Annotated in this window: 14 protein-coding genes; 7 read left to right on the forward strand and 7 right to left on the reverse strand. The window is 39.9% G+C overall.

Annotated features, from left to right (window positions below; translation table 11 throughout):
- Positions 1–99 precede the first annotated feature (99 nt).
- Together FTU77_RS06630 and FTU77_RS06635 are read left to right on the forward strand one after the other, a co-directional pair.
- Positions 100–2,520, forward strand: coding sequence for a glycosyltransferase (locus FTU77_RS06630; protein ID WP_180055365.1), 2,421 nt, complete (start codon positions 100–102; stop codon positions 2,518–2,520).
- 679 nt (positions 2,521–3,199) lie between these two features.
- Positions 3,200–4,819, forward strand: coding sequence for an inorganic phosphate transporter (locus FTU77_RS06635; protein WP_180055366.1), 1,620 nt, complete (start codon positions 3,200–3,202; stop codon positions 4,817–4,819).
- A 165-nt stretch (positions 4,820–4,984) separates the two neighbouring features.
- On the opposite strand, the gene FTU77_RS06640 is transcribed toward FTU77_RS06635, so the two are convergent.
- The 3 genes from FTU77_RS06640 to FTU77_RS06650 all read right to left on the reverse strand — a co-directional run bounded on the left by FTU77_RS06640 (position 4,985) and on the right by FTU77_RS06650 (position 7,799).
- A complete protein-coding gene (locus FTU77_RS06640) occupies positions 4,985–6,535 on the reverse strand; it encodes a hypothetical protein (RefSeq protein ID WP_180055367.1) in 1,551 nt (516 codons plus the stop codon).
- 219 nt (positions 6,536–6,754) lie between these two features.
- Entirely contained in the window at positions 6,755–6,934 is a 180-nt protein-coding gene (locus FTU77_RS06645) for a hypothetical protein (RefSeq protein WP_180055368.1), read from the reverse strand.
- Positions 6,935–7,181: 247 nt separating this feature from the next.
- Positions 7,182–7,799, reverse strand: coding sequence for a rhomboid family intramembrane serine protease (locus FTU77_RS06650; RefSeq protein ID WP_111884441.1), 618 nt, complete (start codon positions 7,797–7,799; stop codon positions 7,182–7,184).
- 158 nt (positions 7,800–7,957) lie between these two features.
- On the opposite strand from FTU77_RS06650, the gene nfuA reads away from it, so the two are divergent.
- Together nfuA and FTU77_RS06660 are read left to right on the forward strand one after the other, a co-directional pair.
- Positions 7,958–8,596 (forward strand): Fe-S biogenesis protein NfuA, encoded by a 639-nt coding sequence (gene nfuA / locus FTU77_RS06655; RefSeq protein WP_078189947.1) that lies wholly within the window; start codon positions 7,958–7,960, stop codon positions 8,594–8,596.
- A gap of 232 nt (positions 8,597–8,828) precedes the next feature.
- A complete protein-coding gene (locus FTU77_RS06660; RefSeq protein ID WP_180055369.1) occupies positions 8,829–11,024 on the forward strand; it encodes a TonB-dependent siderophore receptor in 2,196 nt (731 codons plus the stop codon).
- 37 nt (positions 11,025–11,061) lie between these two features.
- Here the strand turns inward: FTU77_RS06660 and FTU77_RS06665 are convergent, their stop codons facing one another.
- Together FTU77_RS06665 and FTU77_RS06670 are read right to left on the reverse strand one after the other, a co-directional pair.
- Positions 11,062–12,069, reverse strand: coding sequence for a hypothetical protein (locus FTU77_RS06665; protein ID WP_180055370.1), 1,008 nt, complete (start codon positions 12,067–12,069; stop codon positions 11,062–11,064).
- A 46-nt stretch (positions 12,070–12,115) separates the two neighbouring features.
- Entirely contained in the window at positions 12,116–13,156 is a 1,041-nt protein-coding gene (locus FTU77_RS06670; RefSeq protein ID WP_373423849.1) for an alpha/beta fold hydrolase, read from the reverse strand.
- A 334-nt stretch (positions 13,157–13,490) separates the two neighbouring features.
- Between FTU77_RS06670 and FTU77_RS06675 the strand changes: the two genes are divergently transcribed.
- Complete coding sequence (locus FTU77_RS06675; RefSeq protein ID WP_078189941.1) at positions 13,491–14,105, forward strand: carbonic anhydrase; 615 nt, start codon at positions 13,491–13,493, stop codon at positions 14,103–14,105.
- An 83-nt stretch (positions 14,106–14,188) separates the two neighbouring features.
- On the opposite strand, the gene FTU77_RS06680 is transcribed toward FTU77_RS06675, so the two are convergent.
- On the reverse strand, positions 14,189–14,818 hold the full coding sequence (locus FTU77_RS06680) for an arylesterase (protein WP_180055371.1): 630 nt from the start codon (positions 14,816–14,818) through the stop codon (positions 14,189–14,191).
- Positions 14,819–14,829: 11 nt separating this feature from the next.
- Here FTU77_RS06680 and FTU77_RS06685 point away from each other — a divergent pair, with 11 nt between their 5' ends.
- Together FTU77_RS06685 and FTU77_RS06690 are read left to right on the forward strand one after the other, a co-directional pair.
- Positions 14,830–15,561, forward strand: a complete 732-nt coding sequence (locus FTU77_RS06685; RefSeq protein ID WP_180055372.1) for an ABC transporter ATP-binding protein — start codon at positions 14,830–14,832, stop codon at positions 15,559–15,561.
- Complete coding sequence (locus tag FTU77_RS06690; RefSeq protein WP_180055373.1) at positions 15,558–18,059, forward strand: ABC transporter permease; 2,502 nt, start codon at positions 15,558–15,560, stop codon at positions 18,057–18,059. Before FTU77_RS06685 ends, FTU77_RS06690 begins: the two co-directional genes overlap by 4 nt.
- Positions 18,060–18,188: 129 nt before the next feature.
- Here FTU77_RS06690 and FTU77_RS06695 read toward each other — a convergent pair whose 3' ends face one another.
- Positions 18,189–19,013 carry a rhomboid family intramembrane serine protease gene (locus FTU77_RS06695; protein WP_180055374.1) on the reverse strand — a complete coding sequence of 275 codons (825 nt, stop codon included), beginning with the start codon at positions 19,011–19,013 and terminating at the stop codon, positions 18,189–18,191.
- Positions 19,014–19,030: the final 17 nt, after the last annotated feature.

A 19,030-nucleotide genomic window follows, 5' to 3' on the forward strand; every position in this document is an offset into this window, starting at 1 on the left:
AACGCATTGTAGACTTATGTGGAGGGTAAATGCACTATGTAGTATGTGCAAATGTGGGGTATGATAAAGGCAAATAACTGATTTTAGGGGTTTAATGTTATGGCATCTTTATGTCTAAACATGATTGTTAAAAATGAAAGTCATATCATAGAAGAAACATTAGAAAATATTTGTAAAAACTTCGATTTAGATTACTGGGTAATTTCTGATACAGGTTCAACAGATAATACTATTGAAATTATAGAAAACTTCTTTAAATCTAAAAGTATTGCTGGTGAAATAAACCAAGAACCATGGCAAGACTTCGCTTATAACCGAAACAAAGCCTTAGAAGCTTGTGAGGGAAAAGCTGATTATGTACTTTTTTTTGATGCAGACGATTTAGTTGAAGGCCAATTATCATTACCTCCATTAACAGAAGATGCATATTATTTACAGTTTAAAGATGAACTAAGTGGTATTCATTATAATAGACGTTTAATCATTAAAAATGATAAAAAATATCAATGGAAAGGTGTAATTCACGAAGTTATTGATACTGAAGAGTACGTAAAAGAAATAACTATTTTAGGGGATTATGCAGTTCTTTCAAGAAGACTTGGAAGTCGAAATTTCGACTCTAAGAAAACTTTAAATGATGCATTAATTCTAGAAAATGCATTTATCAATGAAACAGATCTTAGATATAAAGCACGTTATGCATTTTACTGTGCTCAATCTTATAATGCCTATAGATTAAATGATGAAAGTTATATTGAAAAAGCTATAGAGTGGTATAAGAAAAGAACAGAGATTGTTATTCCTAATATTGATTTTGATGATGAAATTTATCTTTCTTATCAAAATTTAGGAATTATTTATGAAAATATTAATGATTTTGAAAGTGCGAAATACTATTTTAAGGAAGCTACCTATTTGGATCCAGATAGAGCTGAGTGTTGGTATTTTTTAGCAAGAATTAATCAGAGAAATTTTGATTTAAAAGAAGCGTATAGATGTTTGAAACAGTCTGTAGATTTGCCAATTCCAGAAGGGATACGACTATTTATTAATAAGCCAATTTATGATTTTTGGTGCTTATATGAATTATGTGTAACTTTGTGGAAACTTCGAAATCTTGATGAGTGTTATAGAGTTTTTAAAAAGCTTTTATCAAATTTACCTAGTGAATACCTAGTGACTTTGAATCAAGTTGTTAAATCATTACTTAAATTTATTCAAGAAGATTCTGAATATAATGTTAATAAAATTAAGGAAAATTTAACGAGATTAGGGTACCCAGAATTTTTAGATAATCTAAACGTACCCACACTATGTTTAAACATGATTGTAAAAAATGAAAAACATGTTGTTGAAGAGACTCTAAAGAATATTTGTAAGCATGTAGATTTGGATTATTGGGTGATTTCTGATACTGGTTCTACGGATAATACGATTCAAATCATTGAAGATTTCTTTGAAAAACAAGGTATTCCAGGTGAAATTTGTGAGCATCAATGGCAGGACTTTGCATACAATAGAAATAAAGCCTTAGAGGCATGTGCTGGAAAAGCCGACTTTGTTTTATTTTTTGATGCGGATGATTTGATCGAAGGGGATTTTGTCTTACCATTATTAGAGCATGATATTTATTATTTAAATTTTAAAGAAGAAGATGGTAGTCAAAAATTTACAAGATGCGGAATTGTAAAAAATAATCAAAAATGTCGATGGGAAGGTGTACTACATGAAGTAGTTAAGCCACTTGAAAAGGTAACAGATGCATATATTGATGGAGAATATTCTATACTTTCTATACATAAGGGAGCGCGTAATTTAGATCCTAAAAAAGGCTTAAATGATGCTCTAATTTTAGAAAAAGCATTTGAGCAAGAACAAGATGTTAAGCTGTTATCACGATACGCATTTTATTGTGCACAATCCTACCGTGGTATTATGCATGAAGATAAGAAGTACGTAGCTAAAGCTATAGAATGGTACGAGAAAAGATTAGGCTTTATTAATCCTAATTTGCAATATGATGATGAATTATATGTGAGTTATGAGTATTTAGGTTTGGTTTACTGGCATAAAAAAGATAAAGATAAGGCAGTTGAATGTTGGAAAAAAGGTGCTGAATTAGACCCAAATCGTGCTGAATGCTTGTACAGATTGTGTCATTATTTTCATAATAAGGGTGATTTGGATTTGGCTTATGAATATGCAAAGAATAGTATAAATATACCACTTCCTGGTGGGGTACGTATTTTTATTAATTCATCAATTTATACATTCTGGAGTTTATATGAATTTTGTATTATTTCTTATAAGTTGAAGAAAGTTGATGAATCCTATAGTGCATTTAAAAAAATGTTACCATATATACCATCACAATATATTTCTACTTTAAATTCAATTATTGAAAAGTATAGACCGTTAATTGAAAATGAAACGAATGAAAATATTCAAGAAATTAAACTAAGTTTAGAAAAAATGGGTAGACCTAATTATTTCACTGGCTTTAGATTTAAAGGATTTTAGTGATTGGTCTATTAATAATTTAATTTATTTTTTGTGTTATAAAAAAGCCAATATAAACGATTGGCTTTTTTTATTAATATATTTTTAGTCTATAAAATCAGTACTAAAGGCATTAGGTATTTTTGTTATTCTAAATCCATGACTTCAATAATCAGAATTCCTTGAGCGAGCAGCTCTTTTAGGGTGGTAAGCGTGGACATAAATAACCCCAATCCGATGGAATATAAAATCGGCAAATATATTAACAGAATTCAGTTCATTATTTCTGATATTGAGTTTAATTATTAAGCGCAAAGTTGAGCTTGTTGAATATTTCGCCGTGCCTCAAAGTGGTTGCTGTAGCAAGATTGGATTGTCATAAATACTTCATCAAGTTGTCATATCTCTCTAGCATGCTATGCCTTGTTCTGTAGAACCCTTAAGTACAGCTTATATTTCATGTTTTGTAACATGATCTTTTGCGGTGCAAAAACAGCGTGTTTTAATAATGATAAATGAACAGAAATGGTTGTAACACTATGAATATTAATGATTGATTTGAATGCAAATAAGCATAATTGATGGCAAGCTGTAAAAAATAAAGTATGAAATATTGCTTTATATGACACCGCTTTGTCATATAATTGTCACAATTTAATTGAACAATATGGGGATTCTTAAATCCTCCATTCTTGCTTGCATGAATTCTAATCAAACTCCCGTAGATTCAGCACACCAGTCGACAAACAATAAGTCGACGAATGTTCATGTGCCTACACCGAAATTTTTTATGCCGGTGTTTCTAACGTTAATTATTTCAACGTTAATTTATATTGGTTTTCAGGTGACTGCCGATTTAGCGCATGTTCCGCCTTTAAGTCTTTATTCAATGATTTTATTGGGCACAGCCTTATTCATCGCACTTGGCTTTGAATTTGTAAATGGTTTCCATGACACTGCAAACGCAGTGGCAACAGTGATTTATACCAACGCCTTGTCAGCACCAGTTGCGGTAATGTGGGCAGGTTTCTGTAACTTTCTGGGTGTAATGGTTGCCAGTGGTGCAGTCGCTTACGGCATTATTGCCTTATTACCTGTTGAATTGATTATGAATGTCGGTTCAGGTGCTGGCTTTGCCATGGTTTTCGCAATGCTGATCGCAGCGATTTTGTGGAATTTAGGGACTTGGTTCTTAGGCATCCCGGCGTCTAGTTCGCATACTTTGATTGGTTCTATTCTTGGCGTTGGCATCATGAACTACCTGTTAAATGCAGGCGGTGGTGCGAGCGGTGTAGATATGGAGCAGGTGCTTAAAGTCGGTAAGGCCTTATTATTCTCGCCACTGATTGGTTTTGCATTTGCAGCTCTCGTTTTCTTGTTGGTGAAGCGTATTTTCCGCAAACAGCTTGAACTGTTTCAGCCACCAGAAGGCAACAAGCCGCCACCACCACTGATTCGTGCAATCTTGATCTTTACCTGTACAGGTGTAAGTTTTGCGCACGGTTCAAATGATGGTCAAAAAGGTATGGGTCTGATCATGCTGATTTTGATCGGATGTGTGCCATTGGCTTATTCATTGAATAAGAACTTAGATAATCAACATATTCAATCTTTCCATCAGTTATCTGCTCAAACTGCGACTGCGATCTACGCAGAGCATAAGGATATTCCTGATGCACAAGCACGTGATGTACTCACCAAATACATTCAAACCAAAGAAGTCAGCCCAGAAGTTGTGCCAGCTTTGGCAAGTTTGACCGATCATTTAGGTGAGCGTGTTGCACAGTATGGCGACTTAAAAGATATTCCTGAACAAGAAGTATCTTCGATTCGTAATGACATGTACTTAAGTACTACTGCTTTTAAACGTCTAGATAAAGCTGACCAACTACCAGCAATGGCAGAAGCTGAACAAAAGACTGTGAAGGAATATCGTAGTCACTTAGACTCGTTCTTACAGTACATTCCAACATGGGTGAAAGTCGCTGTTGCATTGGCACTGGGTCTTGGAACCATGGTGGGTTGGAAACGTATTGTCGTGACTGTAGGTGAGCGTATTGGTAAAAACCACATGACCTATGGTCAGGGCATGTCTGCCGAGCTTGTTGCTATGTCAACGATTGCTGCTGCGGATGGTTTTGGTATGCCTGTATCGACCACACACGTATTGAACTCTGCGGTTGCAGGTACCATGGTCGCGAATAAATCGGGTCTGAACTTTGCAACAGTGAAGACCATTCTATCGGCTTGGGTCTTCACTTTACCTGCAACGATCTGTCTATCAGGCTGCTTGTACTGGTTATTCTTGAAAGTGTTCTAAGCAACTCAAATTCCAGATATAAAAAAACGCTGCTTCGGCAGCGTTTTCTTATGGCTTTATCTCAGACATCACCGATTTTAATGGGATGACTGAGAGCTGAATTAGAACAATCAAACTAGCGAGTTGAAGCTTTGCAAAGTTCAACACTTATTTGAACCAATGCAGTTACGCTTTTTTAAACAGTCCCAATACTTTTTTCACGGACAATTTCTCTTCAGCAAAACCATACAGCGCTGCAAAAGGTAAGGCAGTACGCGCCAAATAAGCCACACGCCATAAGCCACCATGGTTGGCACCATGCATCATGAGTTCTAATGGGTGGTCTAGCGCCGTTTCAGGGTTAGCAACCGATTGAGGGTTTCTCAAGTCGTGAATCCATAAAGCAGCCATGAGTGCATTGGTGGTTTCCGGTTGAAACGATTCCACATCAAATAAACTCGCCCCATTAAATGCGGCTTTTAATAATGGATTCTTCGTCACTGAGCGAGTCGTGGTGGATGGCGCAATATTGATACTAACCCGCTGACCATTTTGACGTGCCACAGTTGCGCGCCATTGTTGGATACGTTTTGCGAGGGCGTAGTTTGGACCTTGTTCCACCACCAGACAGTCAGCGATACCATAGGATTTTCCATTGTCTGCTGTGGTGGTTTGCTCATTATTTTGCTTAAAGAAATGCTGACCTGTGACTTTCGCAATGCTTTGCGTCAAAAGCTTTTGTGCAGAAGCACGGTTTTGGAATTTGGCTTGCGCTGCCGTAACAATCTCTTCTGGCACCGCATAGACATCGGTCGGAGTACACATAAACATCAAGCTGGTGTCGGCTTTTTGCTGGCTGACATAGGCCATGATGCTGTCCATTGCCATTGCAACACGAACATGCTTTTCACCATCTAAATAGGCAATTGCAGCCAGATCAAGTTGATGTTCACTTTGTGCAAGCCACTGTGCAATTTCAGGAATGTGTGTCAGTAAATTGGCGCCCAATTTGTGTTTTAGTTCTTGAATGGGCGTGTCTTCATGCACAGCGTCGAGACTCGGTGCATATAAAGTGGCATTACCGGCTTGAACCGTGTTTAAGATTCGATCCCAAACACGTTCATTATTCAGGTCGATTGCCACAATATTGGCTTTCCATTTTGTTAACCACGTCAGAGGGCCAGCTTCGGAGGCAGCACCAAAAAGCACCATAGTCCGATCTGACAAATCGAACCATTCTGGGTGTGCAATGGCTTCACGTAATGCGTCGGCATGACTGGCTTCAATGATGCCAGCATCTTGCCATTTTTGAATCTGAGCCAGTAAAGCCTCACCTTGAAGTTTTTGACCATGATAGGGCACATACCACTCAGGCGCTGCGTCACTTTCACCTTTTAATTTCACGGTATGCAGCGGATGTGCAGTCAAAGCTACTGCATCTTTGAGCGTATACTTTTCTTGATTACGATAAAACTCAAAGACGTGATGCGCTTTATTTAAACCTTGCTCAGCAATGTTGATCGCAGCTTCAGATGATTGAATTCCTTGTTCAACCAAGGCTTTAAAATATTCAGGATATTTTTTACGCCAGTTTTTTTCTTGTTTTGCACGTACAGAAGAGTGATGGTCAACTGCAGCTAAGGCTTCAGCGATAATTTCACGACCAGTTTTAGATGTACTCGGCTTTTGGTTTGAAGCCGAAATGGGAAATTGAAGACCTTCAGTTGAACTCGACATGCAAAATATCTCAGCTAATTTTGTCATTAATATACAGATGTATACATTATCTATGCCAAATTAAAAAATAGGGTGGCATAAAGTGCCAGATTTATATGATTTGTCATGTGCTTTTGTGAACTTTCGTAGAATATACAGCTTCAAATTTTATTGCTGGAATTGAAAAAGCCTTCGGTTTGAAGGCTTAAAAGAAGAGGGCATGAAATCAGCAACGGCAAATCAACAACGGCCTTTTTTAGCCTGTCCGGGCGGGCAAAAGTCGCCATGTCGATCTGGGTACTTATAAGGATAGTGATTACGATCTGGGTCGACCACGATACTGCCTTCACGGGTGTGAACGGCACAAGCACTCAACACGCAGGTCAACAACAAACTTGAGAACATCAGGACTATTCTCATTGGAATTTTCCCTTTTTTATTCTGTGTCATTTCAGTTTAAATCAGGGCAAGGGAAGATAGCGTTTCAATCTGCTGTGAAATTGTATAGCTCGATATTCAAAGTGCAGTGTTGTAGATGTGGGAAATTGGCTAAAGAAAAGATCAAAGGACATGCGGCTTAACGCTGCACAATAAAAAAAGCCTAAACTGAAACGGTTTAGGCTGTCATTTTTTAGGTTAAATCCAGCTGATTTTTTAGACTTAACGTTTAGAAAGGAACGTTTAATAACTGACTTAAGAAATGTGGAATGAGTTTTGGTTCAAGAATAATCGTCATGATTACACCATACGCTGCGCCCCAAAGGTGTGCGCTGTGGTTAATATTGCTGTTGCCACGTTTACCTGACCAGATACTGTAAGCTACATACAGCACGGCAAAAATAATCGCGGGAACAGGAATAAAGAATACAAAAATCAGTTTCCACGGTTCAAACAAGATATACGCAAAGAGTACCGCAGACACTGCCCCAGAAGCCCCTAAACTTGCCCAATGGGTATCATGCTTATGTTTTAAATAACTCGGAATAATCGCAGCGATCAAACCGCCTAAATAAAACAGCACAAAGCCCATGTCGAAGAAATATTGGCGATAAAAACTTTCAATCACGCTACCAAAGAAAAATAAGGTAATCATATTGAACAATAGGTGCGCGCCATCTGCATGAATAAAGCCATGGCTAATAAATCGGTCATACTCGCCACGACTGAGGGCTGGCGGCCAAAATAACAAACGATTCATCACTTTCTGATTTGAAAATGCAATCAGTGAAATCACCACCGTAATTAGGATAATGGTCACGGTGTGGTTAAAGGGTAGACCCAACATATATGACTATTCTACTTGTTAAAATTTATGCTCAATAATGCCATTAAAACTGCCTAAAGCGTGAACTTTCAGAATAATTCCGACAATTTTAGTTGATTTTTTTCTAATGCCCCGCATCTTAAGTTAAAATAGCGACTTCAGCTTGAGGAAATATTGTAATGTCGACTGAGAACAACAGCACAGCAGTTGCTGAAGAAATTCCAAACCTATTGATCACTCCAAATGCCCAAGAGTATTTGAAAGATCTTTTGGATAAACAAAATACACCGGGCATTGGTGTACGTGTTTTTGTGGAAAATCCGGGTACGCCACGTGCTGAATGTTGTATGGCTTACAGTGCACCAGAAGAAGTTGTGCCTACAGACTATAAACAAGACTATCCAGATTTCCCTGCATTTATTGACACACCGTCTATTCCATATCTTTTGGATGCGGTGATTGACTATAACAAAGACCGTTTTGGTGGTCAGTTAACTTTCCGTGCGCCAAACTCAAAAGTGCCACGTGTGGGTCCAGATGCCTCTGTAGAAGAGCGTATCACTTATGTTCTACAGTCAGAAATTAATCCTGGCCTTGCAGGTCATGGTGGTAACTGTGCATTGGTAGAAGTGGTTGAAGATGCAGAACATGGTTTAACTGCTGTGCTTAAATTCGGTGGTGGTTGCCAAGGTTGTTCTTCAATCGATTTAACCTTGAAACAAGGTGTTGAAACAACATTGAAGCAGCATGTACCTGAATTAATGCGCGTTGTTGACCAAACGGATCACAGTAATACTGAAGGTGCTTATTTCAAATAAGTTCAGTATTGTTATAAAAAGCCGCAATGATGCGGCTTTTTTTATTGTCTAAATCAAATAAAACGAAGATTTTTAAATGATTTCTGATGTTTTTACAGCGAGATGATAAGCTATATTATAAATATAAATGAGAATGATTATTAAAATTAGTTGCAATATTGTTTCCTGTGTTTACAATGTGCAACACAATATTCAAGATTTCTTCATAAATATGTTCATTTGGAAGCACTCAATGACCAAACAACTATTCAAATCAACGCTTACACTTTCAATCCTCTGTGCATTGGTGAGTTTGTCGCATGCAGAAAATGTGCAAACTGAAGCAACAGACGAATCCGTAACGAAGATGGAAACCATTGTTGTTACCGCAGCAGAACAAGTTAAACAATCATTAGGTGCTTCAAAAATTACGGCAGAAGATTTAGAAAAAATGCCGGTTGTAAATGATATTTCAGAGTATGTTCGCCGTATGCCAGGTGTGAATTTGACTGGTAACAGTGCGACAGGCCAACGTGGTAATAACCGTCAGATTGATATCCGTGGTATGGGGCCTGAAAACACGTTGATCTTAATTGATGGCAAGCCTGTAAATTCGAGAAACTCAGTACGTTATGGCTGGCGCGGTGAGCGTGATACACGTGGCGATTCGAACTGGGTGCCTGCAGATGCCATTGAATCGATTGAGGTACTGCGTGGTCCAGCTGCAGCTCGATATGGTTCAGGTGCGATGGGTGGTGTGGTCAATATTAAAACCAAGAAAGTGACCAATGAAGTGCATGGCTCTGTGGAGGTCTTTACTAATCAGCCTGAGGATGCTAAAGAGGGTGCAAGTCACCGTGAAAGCTTTAACTTGAGCGGGCCAATTCTCAAAGATGTCCTTTCATATCGTTTATACGGAAGTTATAACAAAACTGATTCAGATGCTGCGGATATTAATGCCTTAATGGACAATGGCGCGCGTATGGCGGGCCGAGAAGGCGTTGAAAATAAAGATATCGCAGGGCGTTTGGCTTGGCAGTTGAATGATCAACAAGTCTTGATGTTTGACGCAAGTGTTGGCCGCCAAGGCAACCGTTTTGCGGGTGACAGTCAAAACAGTGTATTTGATCCAGCCGATCCAAATAAAGCGCCAATTTTATCCGCTTTAATTGGGGAAGAAACCAATACCATTTATCGTGATAGTTTTGCATTAACCCATGAAGGCACGTGGGGGTGGGGTGATAGTAAACTCATTGCACAATATGACAAAACCAAAAATAAACGCCTACCTGAAGGAACAGGCGGTAGTACTGAGGGGCAGATTAATAATCTTGAAAATAAACAAACGTCACATCTAGAAACCATTCGCTTTAATGCAGAAGCCAATCTGCCGTTCCAATGGTATGTACCACAAGTATTAACTTTAGGGGCTGAATGGGTCGAAGATGACTTTACAGATACGGTTAATACACAAGCTGGCGCAGGCGGTTTTGGTGATGTGCTGACCTCAGGTGACCGTTCACACATGGATTCACGTATTGCGTCGGCGTATATCGAAAACAATATGAACTTGGGCGAAAGCACCGATGTTGTTTTGGCACTGCGTTACGATAATCATAGTAAATCGGGCGATAGCTGGAGTCCAAGTCTCAATATTACGCAAAAGCTTGGCGATTATTGGACATTAAAAGGTGGTGTGGCTAAGGCGTATAAAGCACCCAATATGTACCAAAATGCGGAAGGTTATCTGTTAAGTACTCGCGGTAATGGTTGTCCGATTGGGCTGAGCCAATGTCTATTACAAGGTAATGGCGATCTCAAACCTGAAACTTCAGTGAATAAAGAATTAGGTGTGCAGTTCGAAAAAGACATCGTGAATACAAGCTTTGCATGGTTCCGTAATGATTATAAAAATAAGATCGTTGCAGGGGATACGCGTCTGGAAGAACTAGAAGTAAATGGTACAACGTATAATGTACTGCGTTGGATGAATACGCCTGAAGCCTTGGTAGAAGGTGTTGAAGGAAGTATTTCTTTGGACTGGGGGGATATCACGTGGACCAATAACGTTACCTATATGATCAACTCTGAAGATAAACGTACTGGTAATCCGCTGTCGATTATTCCGAATTACACGCTGAACTCTATTTTGAACTACAACATCACGGATCGATTAGACAGTAACTTTGTCTATACCCAATATGGACGTCAAAAACCACGTCAATATGCAGAAACCAGTCTTGAAAGCAAAGATGGCTTGGCGATGGATAGCGTGAAAAGTTATGGCATTGCAGGCATTAACTTTGGTTATAAATTTAATGCGGATTTGAGTGCTCGTATCGGTGTGAATAACCTATTTGATGAGCAAAAACTGCGTGATAAAACGGTCAACCAAACATATAACGAGCCGGGTCGTGCTTACTATGCAAGTTTGAAATACCAGTTCTAAGTATTTCCAAAAGAAAAGCCGCTTAACGCGGCTTTTTTTATGCTTGGATATTTAAAATTTTCAGTGCTTCACATGAGTAGTAAAACTGTTCTAGATACAGACGGGAACGCTCACGTATATAACCCGACTCTATCATCTGTTGTACGATTGGATTGAGTAAGTTTTGAAGTTCATGCTGAATCAGTGCTTCATCAATATTTAAATCACGCAGCAATAAATCAAAAGGGCGTTCTGCATTACGCACGTACCAAGCGTATACGCCATCATGCACTTGCTGTTTCATATACTCAGACTGTCGCATAAAGTCCCAAATTTCATGGCCCATGGCAACTGTTTGCGGCAAGTCCTGAACTTCAACATAGTTCTTTAATACCGAAACTGGCAGCGCTTTTATTTTATGCCACAAATTGGCTTGAAAATGGTACAGCTTATGATCATCAAAGTGCTGATTTAACACGGTTTCACTCATTTGACTGAGCTTTAAAATATTCTTTTGCAAATATTTACTGACCGCATTATCTAAATTGGTATCTGTGACGTTTTCCAGTACCGATTTCCCCATTTTCATAAATCGTGAAACACCGGGGACCGATTTTGCAATCACCGAATTATCTAAATAATCTTGTATCGCATGTTGAATCAATTGACTGATCATGGCTGAAAATGCAGGATTGTTGACCATGGTATGAATTAAACGCTGACGATGTCCCTGTTTACTTGCCACATACTGTGCAATTTTATCGATGGTCAACACTGGAATGATTTCGGCAATCGTAGTGCTGTCATTTGCAGGGTGAATCAGTGCAAATTTGATATGTTCAGCAATTTGCTCAATTAGAAATTGACTTGCAGGGGTATTTATAATTTGTTTCTGCAACAAGGCATTGATTTGATCAAAACTCCAAATTTGCTGCAAAGATTGTTTACGAAACCATTGATAAAAATGGGTGAATTCAGTGGCTACGGTATCATTGTGTGAAAAGCTCTGATCTAAAAAGTTCAGTTGAGCGTCAATCAACTGCTCAATCATCGGGTTTTTCTGCATACTTTCCCTGAAGCCCCAGTGATGGGTATCTAAAAATGGCGAATGCTCAGTTTAACTGAATCAGTTTATCTACCAAAGGATTTTTAAACTTTTGACTTTTCGCAAGGAAAGGTAAGTAATGGTCTGCAACTTGTTGTTCGGCTTCTAAGATTGGCATATGACCGACGTTATTTAAAATTACAGGGGTTTCTGCACGTTTCAGTAAAGACTTGAGTTCGCCAGCCACTTCAACATTAAAGATTTTATCTTGTTTGCCCCAAAGGATCAGGGTTGGTGCTTCCACCGTTCGTGTTAATCGAGCAAAAGTTTCAGGGGTGTAGATTCGATTGAGTGTGACGACTTGATCGATCATTTTACTGGTGAAGGGCGCACGCGCAATTAAGATATTTTCCTGCGCTTCTTTAAGCTGTGTTGGAACATTGGGCGGATTTTGCATGAGTTTATGCATAACATCATCTAAATCACCCGGTTTTGAAACGATTAAATTTTTAAGTTTATACGGGTCGCGGGTATAACTGGTATTGGCCTGTTTATAAATGCCCGCGCTGTTGAGTAAAAATAGGCTTTGGGTATCAAAGGGATATTGAGAGGCATATACCGTGGCAATGGAACCACCCAATGAGTGACCTGCAACATTCAGTTTATCTTCAATATCTATTTTAAGGACAAACTGGCGTAGTTGTTCCGTGACATTCGGCACTGAGACATCAAAATCGACAGGGACATGCGTATCGCCATTGGCCGGAAGGTCAGGGATGATCACGTGATAGTTCGGTGTTAAATAATGCGCAACACGATTCCAATTATCACGTGTGCCGCCTAAACCATGAATCAGCAAAATGGTAGGTTTAGAGCGTTGACCGCCTTCGCTATAACTCCAATTCACATTGCCGACTTGAACGCTATGTGTAACTAAACCAGCCGCTTTACGTTCTTGGCTCAAATAGTTTTGCACGATAGAGGGTACGGCCAAGTTTTTGCTGATGGGAGACGGATTTGCAGCCAAAGCATGGTTGGCAGTAAACGTCATACAGCAAATTGTTGCTAGCTTGAAAAAGCCAAAAACGCGTGAATGATGTCCTTTCATTGACGTTTACCCCAGTTAAATCGAATCGAGATATTTTTTAGATCATTTATATGACTATTATCAGAATGGGCTGAAATAGCAAAAGCGTATATTTATGAAATATATTGTAAATTAAAAATGACCTTTGTCATCCATTGCTTTTTTGACGTGGTTAAACTTGCGTTTTAATAATGTGAACCATTACAGAAAAAATAATTTTTTTTGATGAATGTAGAGTAGCATTTTCTATCAAGTTGCATCGTCGTAGAAAAAATTCACAGCAATTGTTTTTGCAAGTGACAATCGATTCGACTGGGATTAAAATATTGCAACTTCGGATAAGGGTAATTAGAACATGCTAGCAGCAGCAGAAGCTTTAGATCGTTTAAAAAAAGGGAATCAACGTTTTGTAAACGGTGAAACGAATCACCCAAAGCTTTTGACGCATCAACAACGTGCTGAAATGGCCGAAAGCCAAGAACCTTTTGCAATTATTTTAGGGTGTTCAGACTCACGTGTTCCTGCTGAAATGGTATTTGATCAAGGCTTAGGCGATTTATTCGTGATTCGTGTTGCAGGTAATATTGTGGCACCGTCTCAAGTCGGTAGCGTGGAATTTGCAGCAGAAAGCTTTGGATGTCCTGTGGTCATTGTATTGGGTCATACACACTGTGGCGCAATTCATTCTACGATTGAAGCTTTAACTAACCCTGCGACACCACCATCAGCAAACTTGATGTCGATTGTGAACCGCGTTCGTCCATCTGTAGAAATACTCATGCAAACTGAATTGAAAGATGACCTCGAAAAACTTTCAATGCATGCAGTACGTTCAAATGTTTTTGCCTCAGTGAATCAACTGCGTCATGGTTCAGCAGTCCTTGAAAACTTAATTGCGCAAGGCAAATTAAAAGTGGTGGGCGCTGAGTATTCACTCGAAACGGGTGAAGTAAGCTTCTACGATTTCTAAGCAAACTACAGTAAATACAAGATTTAAAAAAAGGCGCTCAAATGAAGCGCCTTTTTTAACGAATCCATTTTCACCCACTAAATTTATAAGTTTGCTTTAATTAATGGATAAGCATTGTTCAGCAAAATTGGTTGCGCTTTGGCATTAGGGTGAATCTGATCTTGTTGCATTAAGTTTTTATGTCCCGCCACCCCTTGCATAAAGAAAGGTAATAATTTGACTTTGTACTGTTGGCTCAACACTTGATAGTTATTTTCAAAAGCTTGGCTATATGCCTTGCCATAATTCGGTGGAATTTTCATTCCAAATAAAATCACTTTCGATTTGGCCTGTTGGCTTTTTTGAATCAGCTGCGCTAAATTTTTTTGAATTTGTGCAGGGGGTTGTCCGCGTAAACCGTCATTACCACCTAACTCAATCACCACAAGGTCTGGACGATGGGTCTGCAACAGTTTAGGCAGTCGTGCCAAAGCACCACTGGTGGTTTCACCGCTGACACTTGCATTGACCACTTTATGTTGTTTCGGATACTGTTGGTCTAGACGTTTTTGTAATAAGTGAACCCAGCCTTGCTGCACTGAAACACCATAACCCGCACTTAAGCTATCGCCCAAAATCATAATGGTTTTGGCAGAGAGCAGCATCGGGCAGAACATCAGTGCAATAGCCAGCAAGTAACTCAATAGACGATTATTTTGAATGCGATTTTGCATATAGGGAAGATATGACCCAACTCACGACAGATGTTGACATCATGCCACAGGCGATTATTTCTGCACAGCAATTGACACAAAAGATACAACTTCCACAAAAACAGTTATCGATCTTTGAACAACTCGATCTTGAAATCTTTGCAGGGGAACAAGTTGCGATTACTGGTCGTTCTGGTTCAGGTAAATCCACCTTGTTGGGTATTTTGGCAACACTAGATCAGGCCAGTTCGGGACAATTACGGGTCTGTGGTCAAGATATTCATTTATTAAATGAAGAACAGCGTGCTCAAGTCCGTTTGGCTCATATTGGATTTGTCTTTCAGTCTTTCCAGTTGTTGCCACATTTAACGGCTCTGGAAAATGTCATGCTGCCGCTACGGCTACAAGCAAATTTTCAGGTCAAAGCCGCAGAAGAAAAAGCATTAAAACTGTTAGCAAAGGTCGGACTAGAACGACAAGCGCATCAAGCTCCCAAAGTTTTATCCGGTGGTGAGCAGCAACGGGTTGCGATTGCCCGTGCTTTGGTGAGTGAACCCGATCTGATCTTTGCAGATGAACCGACAGGTAATTTAGACAGTGCAACGGCACAGGAAATTGAACAACTGTTATTTCAGTTAAATCGTGAAATGGGAACCACTTTGGTATTGGTGACGCATGATGCCGATTTGGCCCGTCAATGTCAGCGCCATTTTGAATTGGTCAATGGTCAATTGATTGAGCATCGAACAGGAGATGCTACATGAATCTTTTGGCACTGTTTCGACCACTCTTACAACTGAGTTTTAAAACCACGGGTGTGTATTTATTATTGATCACACTGACCTTGGCGATCAGTGCCACCACGGCTTTAAAGTTTAGTAATGTACAAATTCAAAATGCTGTAGCGCTACAAGCTGCTGAAATGTTGGCAGCAGATTTGGTGCTGACAGCCAATGAACCAATTCCACAAGAGTGGCAACAACAAGCCAAAACACAGCAATTAAAACAATCCAATGTCACGCTATTTAGCAGCATGGCGCATACTGATCAGCAATTTGTCATGGTCAATGTCAAAGCCGTTGATGCTGCATTTCCATTAAGAGGTGAACTCGAAACAGAACCGAAACTAAACCGTTCCATACAAGCAGGTGAGGTCTGGTTAAGTCCTCGTGCCATGGATTTATTGGGTGTAAAGGTTGGAGATCAGATCAATATTGCCGATGCTGCTTTTCAAGTCAGTGCCAAAATCATTCATGATACCAATCAAGAGCTTGGCTTCAGTGGTTTTTCACCGACGGTTATGATTGCGCAGTCTGAGGTGGCGAGAACCAATGCCATCCAAGTCGGGAGTCGGATTGAATATCGCCTGTTAATGGCTGGAGATGCACAAAATACCCAGCGCTTTGAAAAACTGTATAAGCAAAAATTTGGTGATCAAAGCGAAAACCGTACTGCTAAATCAGATCATGCGCAGGTTCAGGATGCAGCTCAAAGCAGTTTAAAAATGAGAAATGCCAGTGAAGGCAATACCCGCTTGATGAAGCCGATTGCCAACCTAGAAACGTTTTTACAACTTGCGAATATTTTAACCATTCTACTTTGTGGTATCGCCATCGCATTAACCAGTCAGCGCTATGTCCAACAAAATCAGGATGCCATTGCACTGATGCGCTGTATTGGGTCGACCAAACAGCAAATATTAAGTGCTTATTTGGCTTTACTGTTGGTTGTACTCGGGCTTTCAATCCTGTTTGGAAGTTTGATTGGTCTGGGATTTGGGTTTGGCTTATTGCAACTGATGCTACAGCTGATTCCAAATTTACAATTAGAGTTTTCAGCCCTGTCTATGCTGCTTGGCCCGCTTCCAATTGCAATATTCACCAGTGCGATTGTGCTATTAGGATTTGTTCTTCCAAGTCTTTGGCAATTATTAGGGACACCGTCAGCACGGGTGATACGACAACAAGAGCGTTCTGTACGTTCCATACTTTGGATGCTCAGTTTCGGCACACTCAGTTTGGTGGTGTTTTGTGGGGTATTAACTGAAAATTTACAACTCACCCTGTGGCTGATTTGCGCCATCATCTTCCTGTGTGTTGGCCTATATATGATGGTCTGGCTCAGTTTAAAGGCTTTGAAAAGTTGGGGGACGAAAATCTCAGCGTATATACGCACACCGTATCAAACGGCATTTCAAATTACCGCATTAGCATTGGGTCTAAGTCTGATTACGGTTTTAGCGGTATTACGTACAGATTTGCTGGAACGTTGGCAACAACAATTACCACAAGGGACACCTAACCAATTTGTCTATGGATTACCGCCATTTGAGTTGCAGGATTTTAATCAACAACTCAAGCAGCATGGCTGGCAAGGGACGCCGATGTACCCGAATATTCGTGGACGATTAGTTGCCAAAAATGATCTCCCTTTTTCGGATGCCTTAATTAAAAGCAATAATTCATTACGCCGTGAATTGAATCTTACGCAGGCTGCAACTTTTCCGAAAGATAATCAAATCATCGCGGGCAGTCAGCAGTTTCAACAGGTTAATGAAGTATCGGTAGAGGTGAAAACCGCACAAGAGCTGGGTATTCAAATTGGAGATCGACTGAGTTTTAGCCTTCCTGAAGGGATTTTACAAGCCAAGGTGATCAACCTTCGTAGTGTGGAGTGGGAAAGCTTTAGTCCAAACTTTTTCTTTATTTTTTCTCCCCAAACCATGGATGAAAATGCCGGTAGTTACTTGGGGAGCTTCTATGTTCCACCGCAAGATAAAAATCAGTTAATTGGTCTAATTCAGCAGTTTTCGAATACCGTGTTTATTGATGTCAGTCTAATTTTGGATGAGATCAAACGCATCGTCAGTGTATTGGTTCAGATTATTACCATCTTGGCGCTGTTGGTCAGTATTTCAGGCATTTTAGTTTTGGTCGCATGTTTGAACTTATTTATGGATGAACGCAAAAAAGAAGTGGCATTACTGCGGTCCTTCGGCAGTTCCAAGCAAAAGTTAAAGTCGATGCTCAGTTTGGAAGTTGGTTTGATGGGGCTAATTTCGGGTGTTGTGGCATGTATTTTTGCTGAAGTGATCAGTGCGATTGTCAGTTATAAAATGGAACTGACCATCCAGCTACATGTAGAGATTTGGTTGATCCTCCCACTGGTCATGACCTTAGTCTGTACATTGATCGGACGTTATCGCTTAAGTTATCTTTGCGACATCCCACCCTTAGAAAGCTTACGTGAACTAAATAGTTAAGGGGGGAGATGGTTAACAGCCGAGCAAGTTAAGAGTGGAGCAGGAACCCAGTGCGCAGTCCAGGTTTAGACATGATTTGATGTGTTTTCAACATATCTGTGTTGATAGCCACAGGGTTCATTCCACTGTTTAACGTGCTGCGAGAGATTGCTTCATCAGCAGGATAAAGTGTTCCCAAAGCGGTAAAATCGGTTGGATTAATTGTTGGCAATGCAGATAAAACAGGTAGCATCCGACAGTTGCGGCGATTAGACCGATCATTTGAATGATTAGGGATTGATGTACTTTTTGTCCTAAATACCAAATAAAAGCCAACGCAGCCCCCATCAACATGCCGCCAATATGCGCGGCATTATTAATTCCACTGATCATAAAGCCCATCGCGAGGTTAATGCCCATCACCATTAATAAAGTTTTTTTATCCAGATAAAATTGCTGTTTAGGTAAAATGGGGAGCAGCGAAATAATCGTCAGCGCTGCACCGAGACCCATCACTGCACCCGATGCGCCTGCACCAATACTCGGAAAAAGTTGCTGATTGGCTGCACCTTCGGCCAATAATGCATAGCTGTCCTGAATGGTTAAATACCCACTCAATAAACTTCCCATCAGTCCGGCTAAAACATACAGGCCGAGGAAGTAGAAACGACCTAACATTTGCTCGGCAACACTGCCAAAAATATACAAAGCCCACATATTCAACATCAAGTGAATCAGGCCAAAATGAAAAAACATACTGCTGAATAAGCGGATGGGTTCCTCTAAAAAGGTTAAAGGTGCATAATCAGCACCCCAACGCAAAGCATCCAGTGTGTCGGGTTGGCTTACGTTCATTCCATGCAACACTTGCCAGCCAAAGAGTCCAACATTGATGGTAATTAAGAGTGCCGTGATCCACCACAGTTGGATTTGCAGCTTACGGGTTGATACAGCAGGAGGGCTGAGTTCAGACATGCTATTCTTGTACTGTG

Source organism: Acinetobacter sp. YH12142, from assembly GCF_013418435.1.
Lineage (GTDB): Bacteria > Pseudomonadota > Gammaproteobacteria > Pseudomonadales > Moraxellaceae > Acinetobacter > Acinetobacter amyesii.

Excerpts from the sequence above, each read along its gene's own strand:
- FTU77_RS06630 (WP_180055365.1), top strand. The coding sequence starts at position 100 with ATGGCATCTTTATGTCTAAACATGATTGTTAAAAATGAAAGTCATATC.
- FTU77_RS06635 (WP_180055366.1), top strand. The coding sequence starts at position 3,200 with ATGAATTCTAATCAAACTCCCGTAGATTCAGCACACCAGTCGACAAAC.
- FTU77_RS06640 (WP_180055367.1), bottom strand. The coding sequence starts at position 6,535 with ATGTCGAGTTCAACTGAAGGTCTTCAATTTCCCATTTCGGCTTCAAAC.
- FTU77_RS06645 (WP_180055368.1), bottom strand. The coding sequence starts at position 6,934 with ATGAGAATAGTCCTGATGTTCTCAAGTTTGTTGTTGACCTGCGTGTTG.
- FTU77_RS06650 (WP_111884441.1), bottom strand. The coding sequence starts at position 7,799 with ATGTTGGGTCTACCCTTTAACCACACCGTGACCATTATCCTAATTACG.
- nfuA (WP_078189947.1), top strand. The coding sequence starts at position 7,958 with ATGTCGACTGAGAACAACAGCACAGCAGTTGCTGAAGAAATTCCAAAC.
- FTU77_RS06660 (WP_180055369.1), top strand. The coding sequence starts at position 8,829 with ATGACCAAACAACTATTCAAATCAACGCTTACACTTTCAATCCTCTGT.
- FTU77_RS06665 (WP_180055370.1), bottom strand. The coding sequence starts at position 12,069 with ATGCAGAAAAACCCGATGATTGAGCAGTTGATTGACGCTCAACTGAAC.
- FTU77_RS06670 (WP_373423849.1), bottom strand. The coding sequence starts at position 13,156 with ATGAAAGGACATCATTCACGCGTTTTTGGCTTTTTCAAGCTAGCAACA.
- FTU77_RS06675 (WP_078189941.1), top strand. The coding sequence starts at position 13,491 with ATGCTAGCAGCAGCAGAAGCTTTAGATCGTTTAAAAAAAGGGAATCAA.
- FTU77_RS06680 (WP_180055371.1), bottom strand. The coding sequence starts at position 14,818 with ATGCAAAATCGCATTCAAAATAATCGTCTATTGAGTTACTTGCTGGCT.
- FTU77_RS06685 (WP_180055372.1), top strand. The coding sequence starts at position 14,830 with ATGACCCAACTCACGACAGATGTTGACATCATGCCACAGGCGATTATT.
- FTU77_RS06690 (WP_180055373.1), top strand. The coding sequence starts at position 15,558 with ATGAATCTTTTGGCACTGTTTCGACCACTCTTACAACTGAGTTTTAAA.
- FTU77_RS06695 (WP_180055374.1), bottom strand. The coding sequence starts at position 19,013 with ATGTCTGAACTCAGCCCTCCTGCTGTATCAACCCGTAAGCTGCAAATC.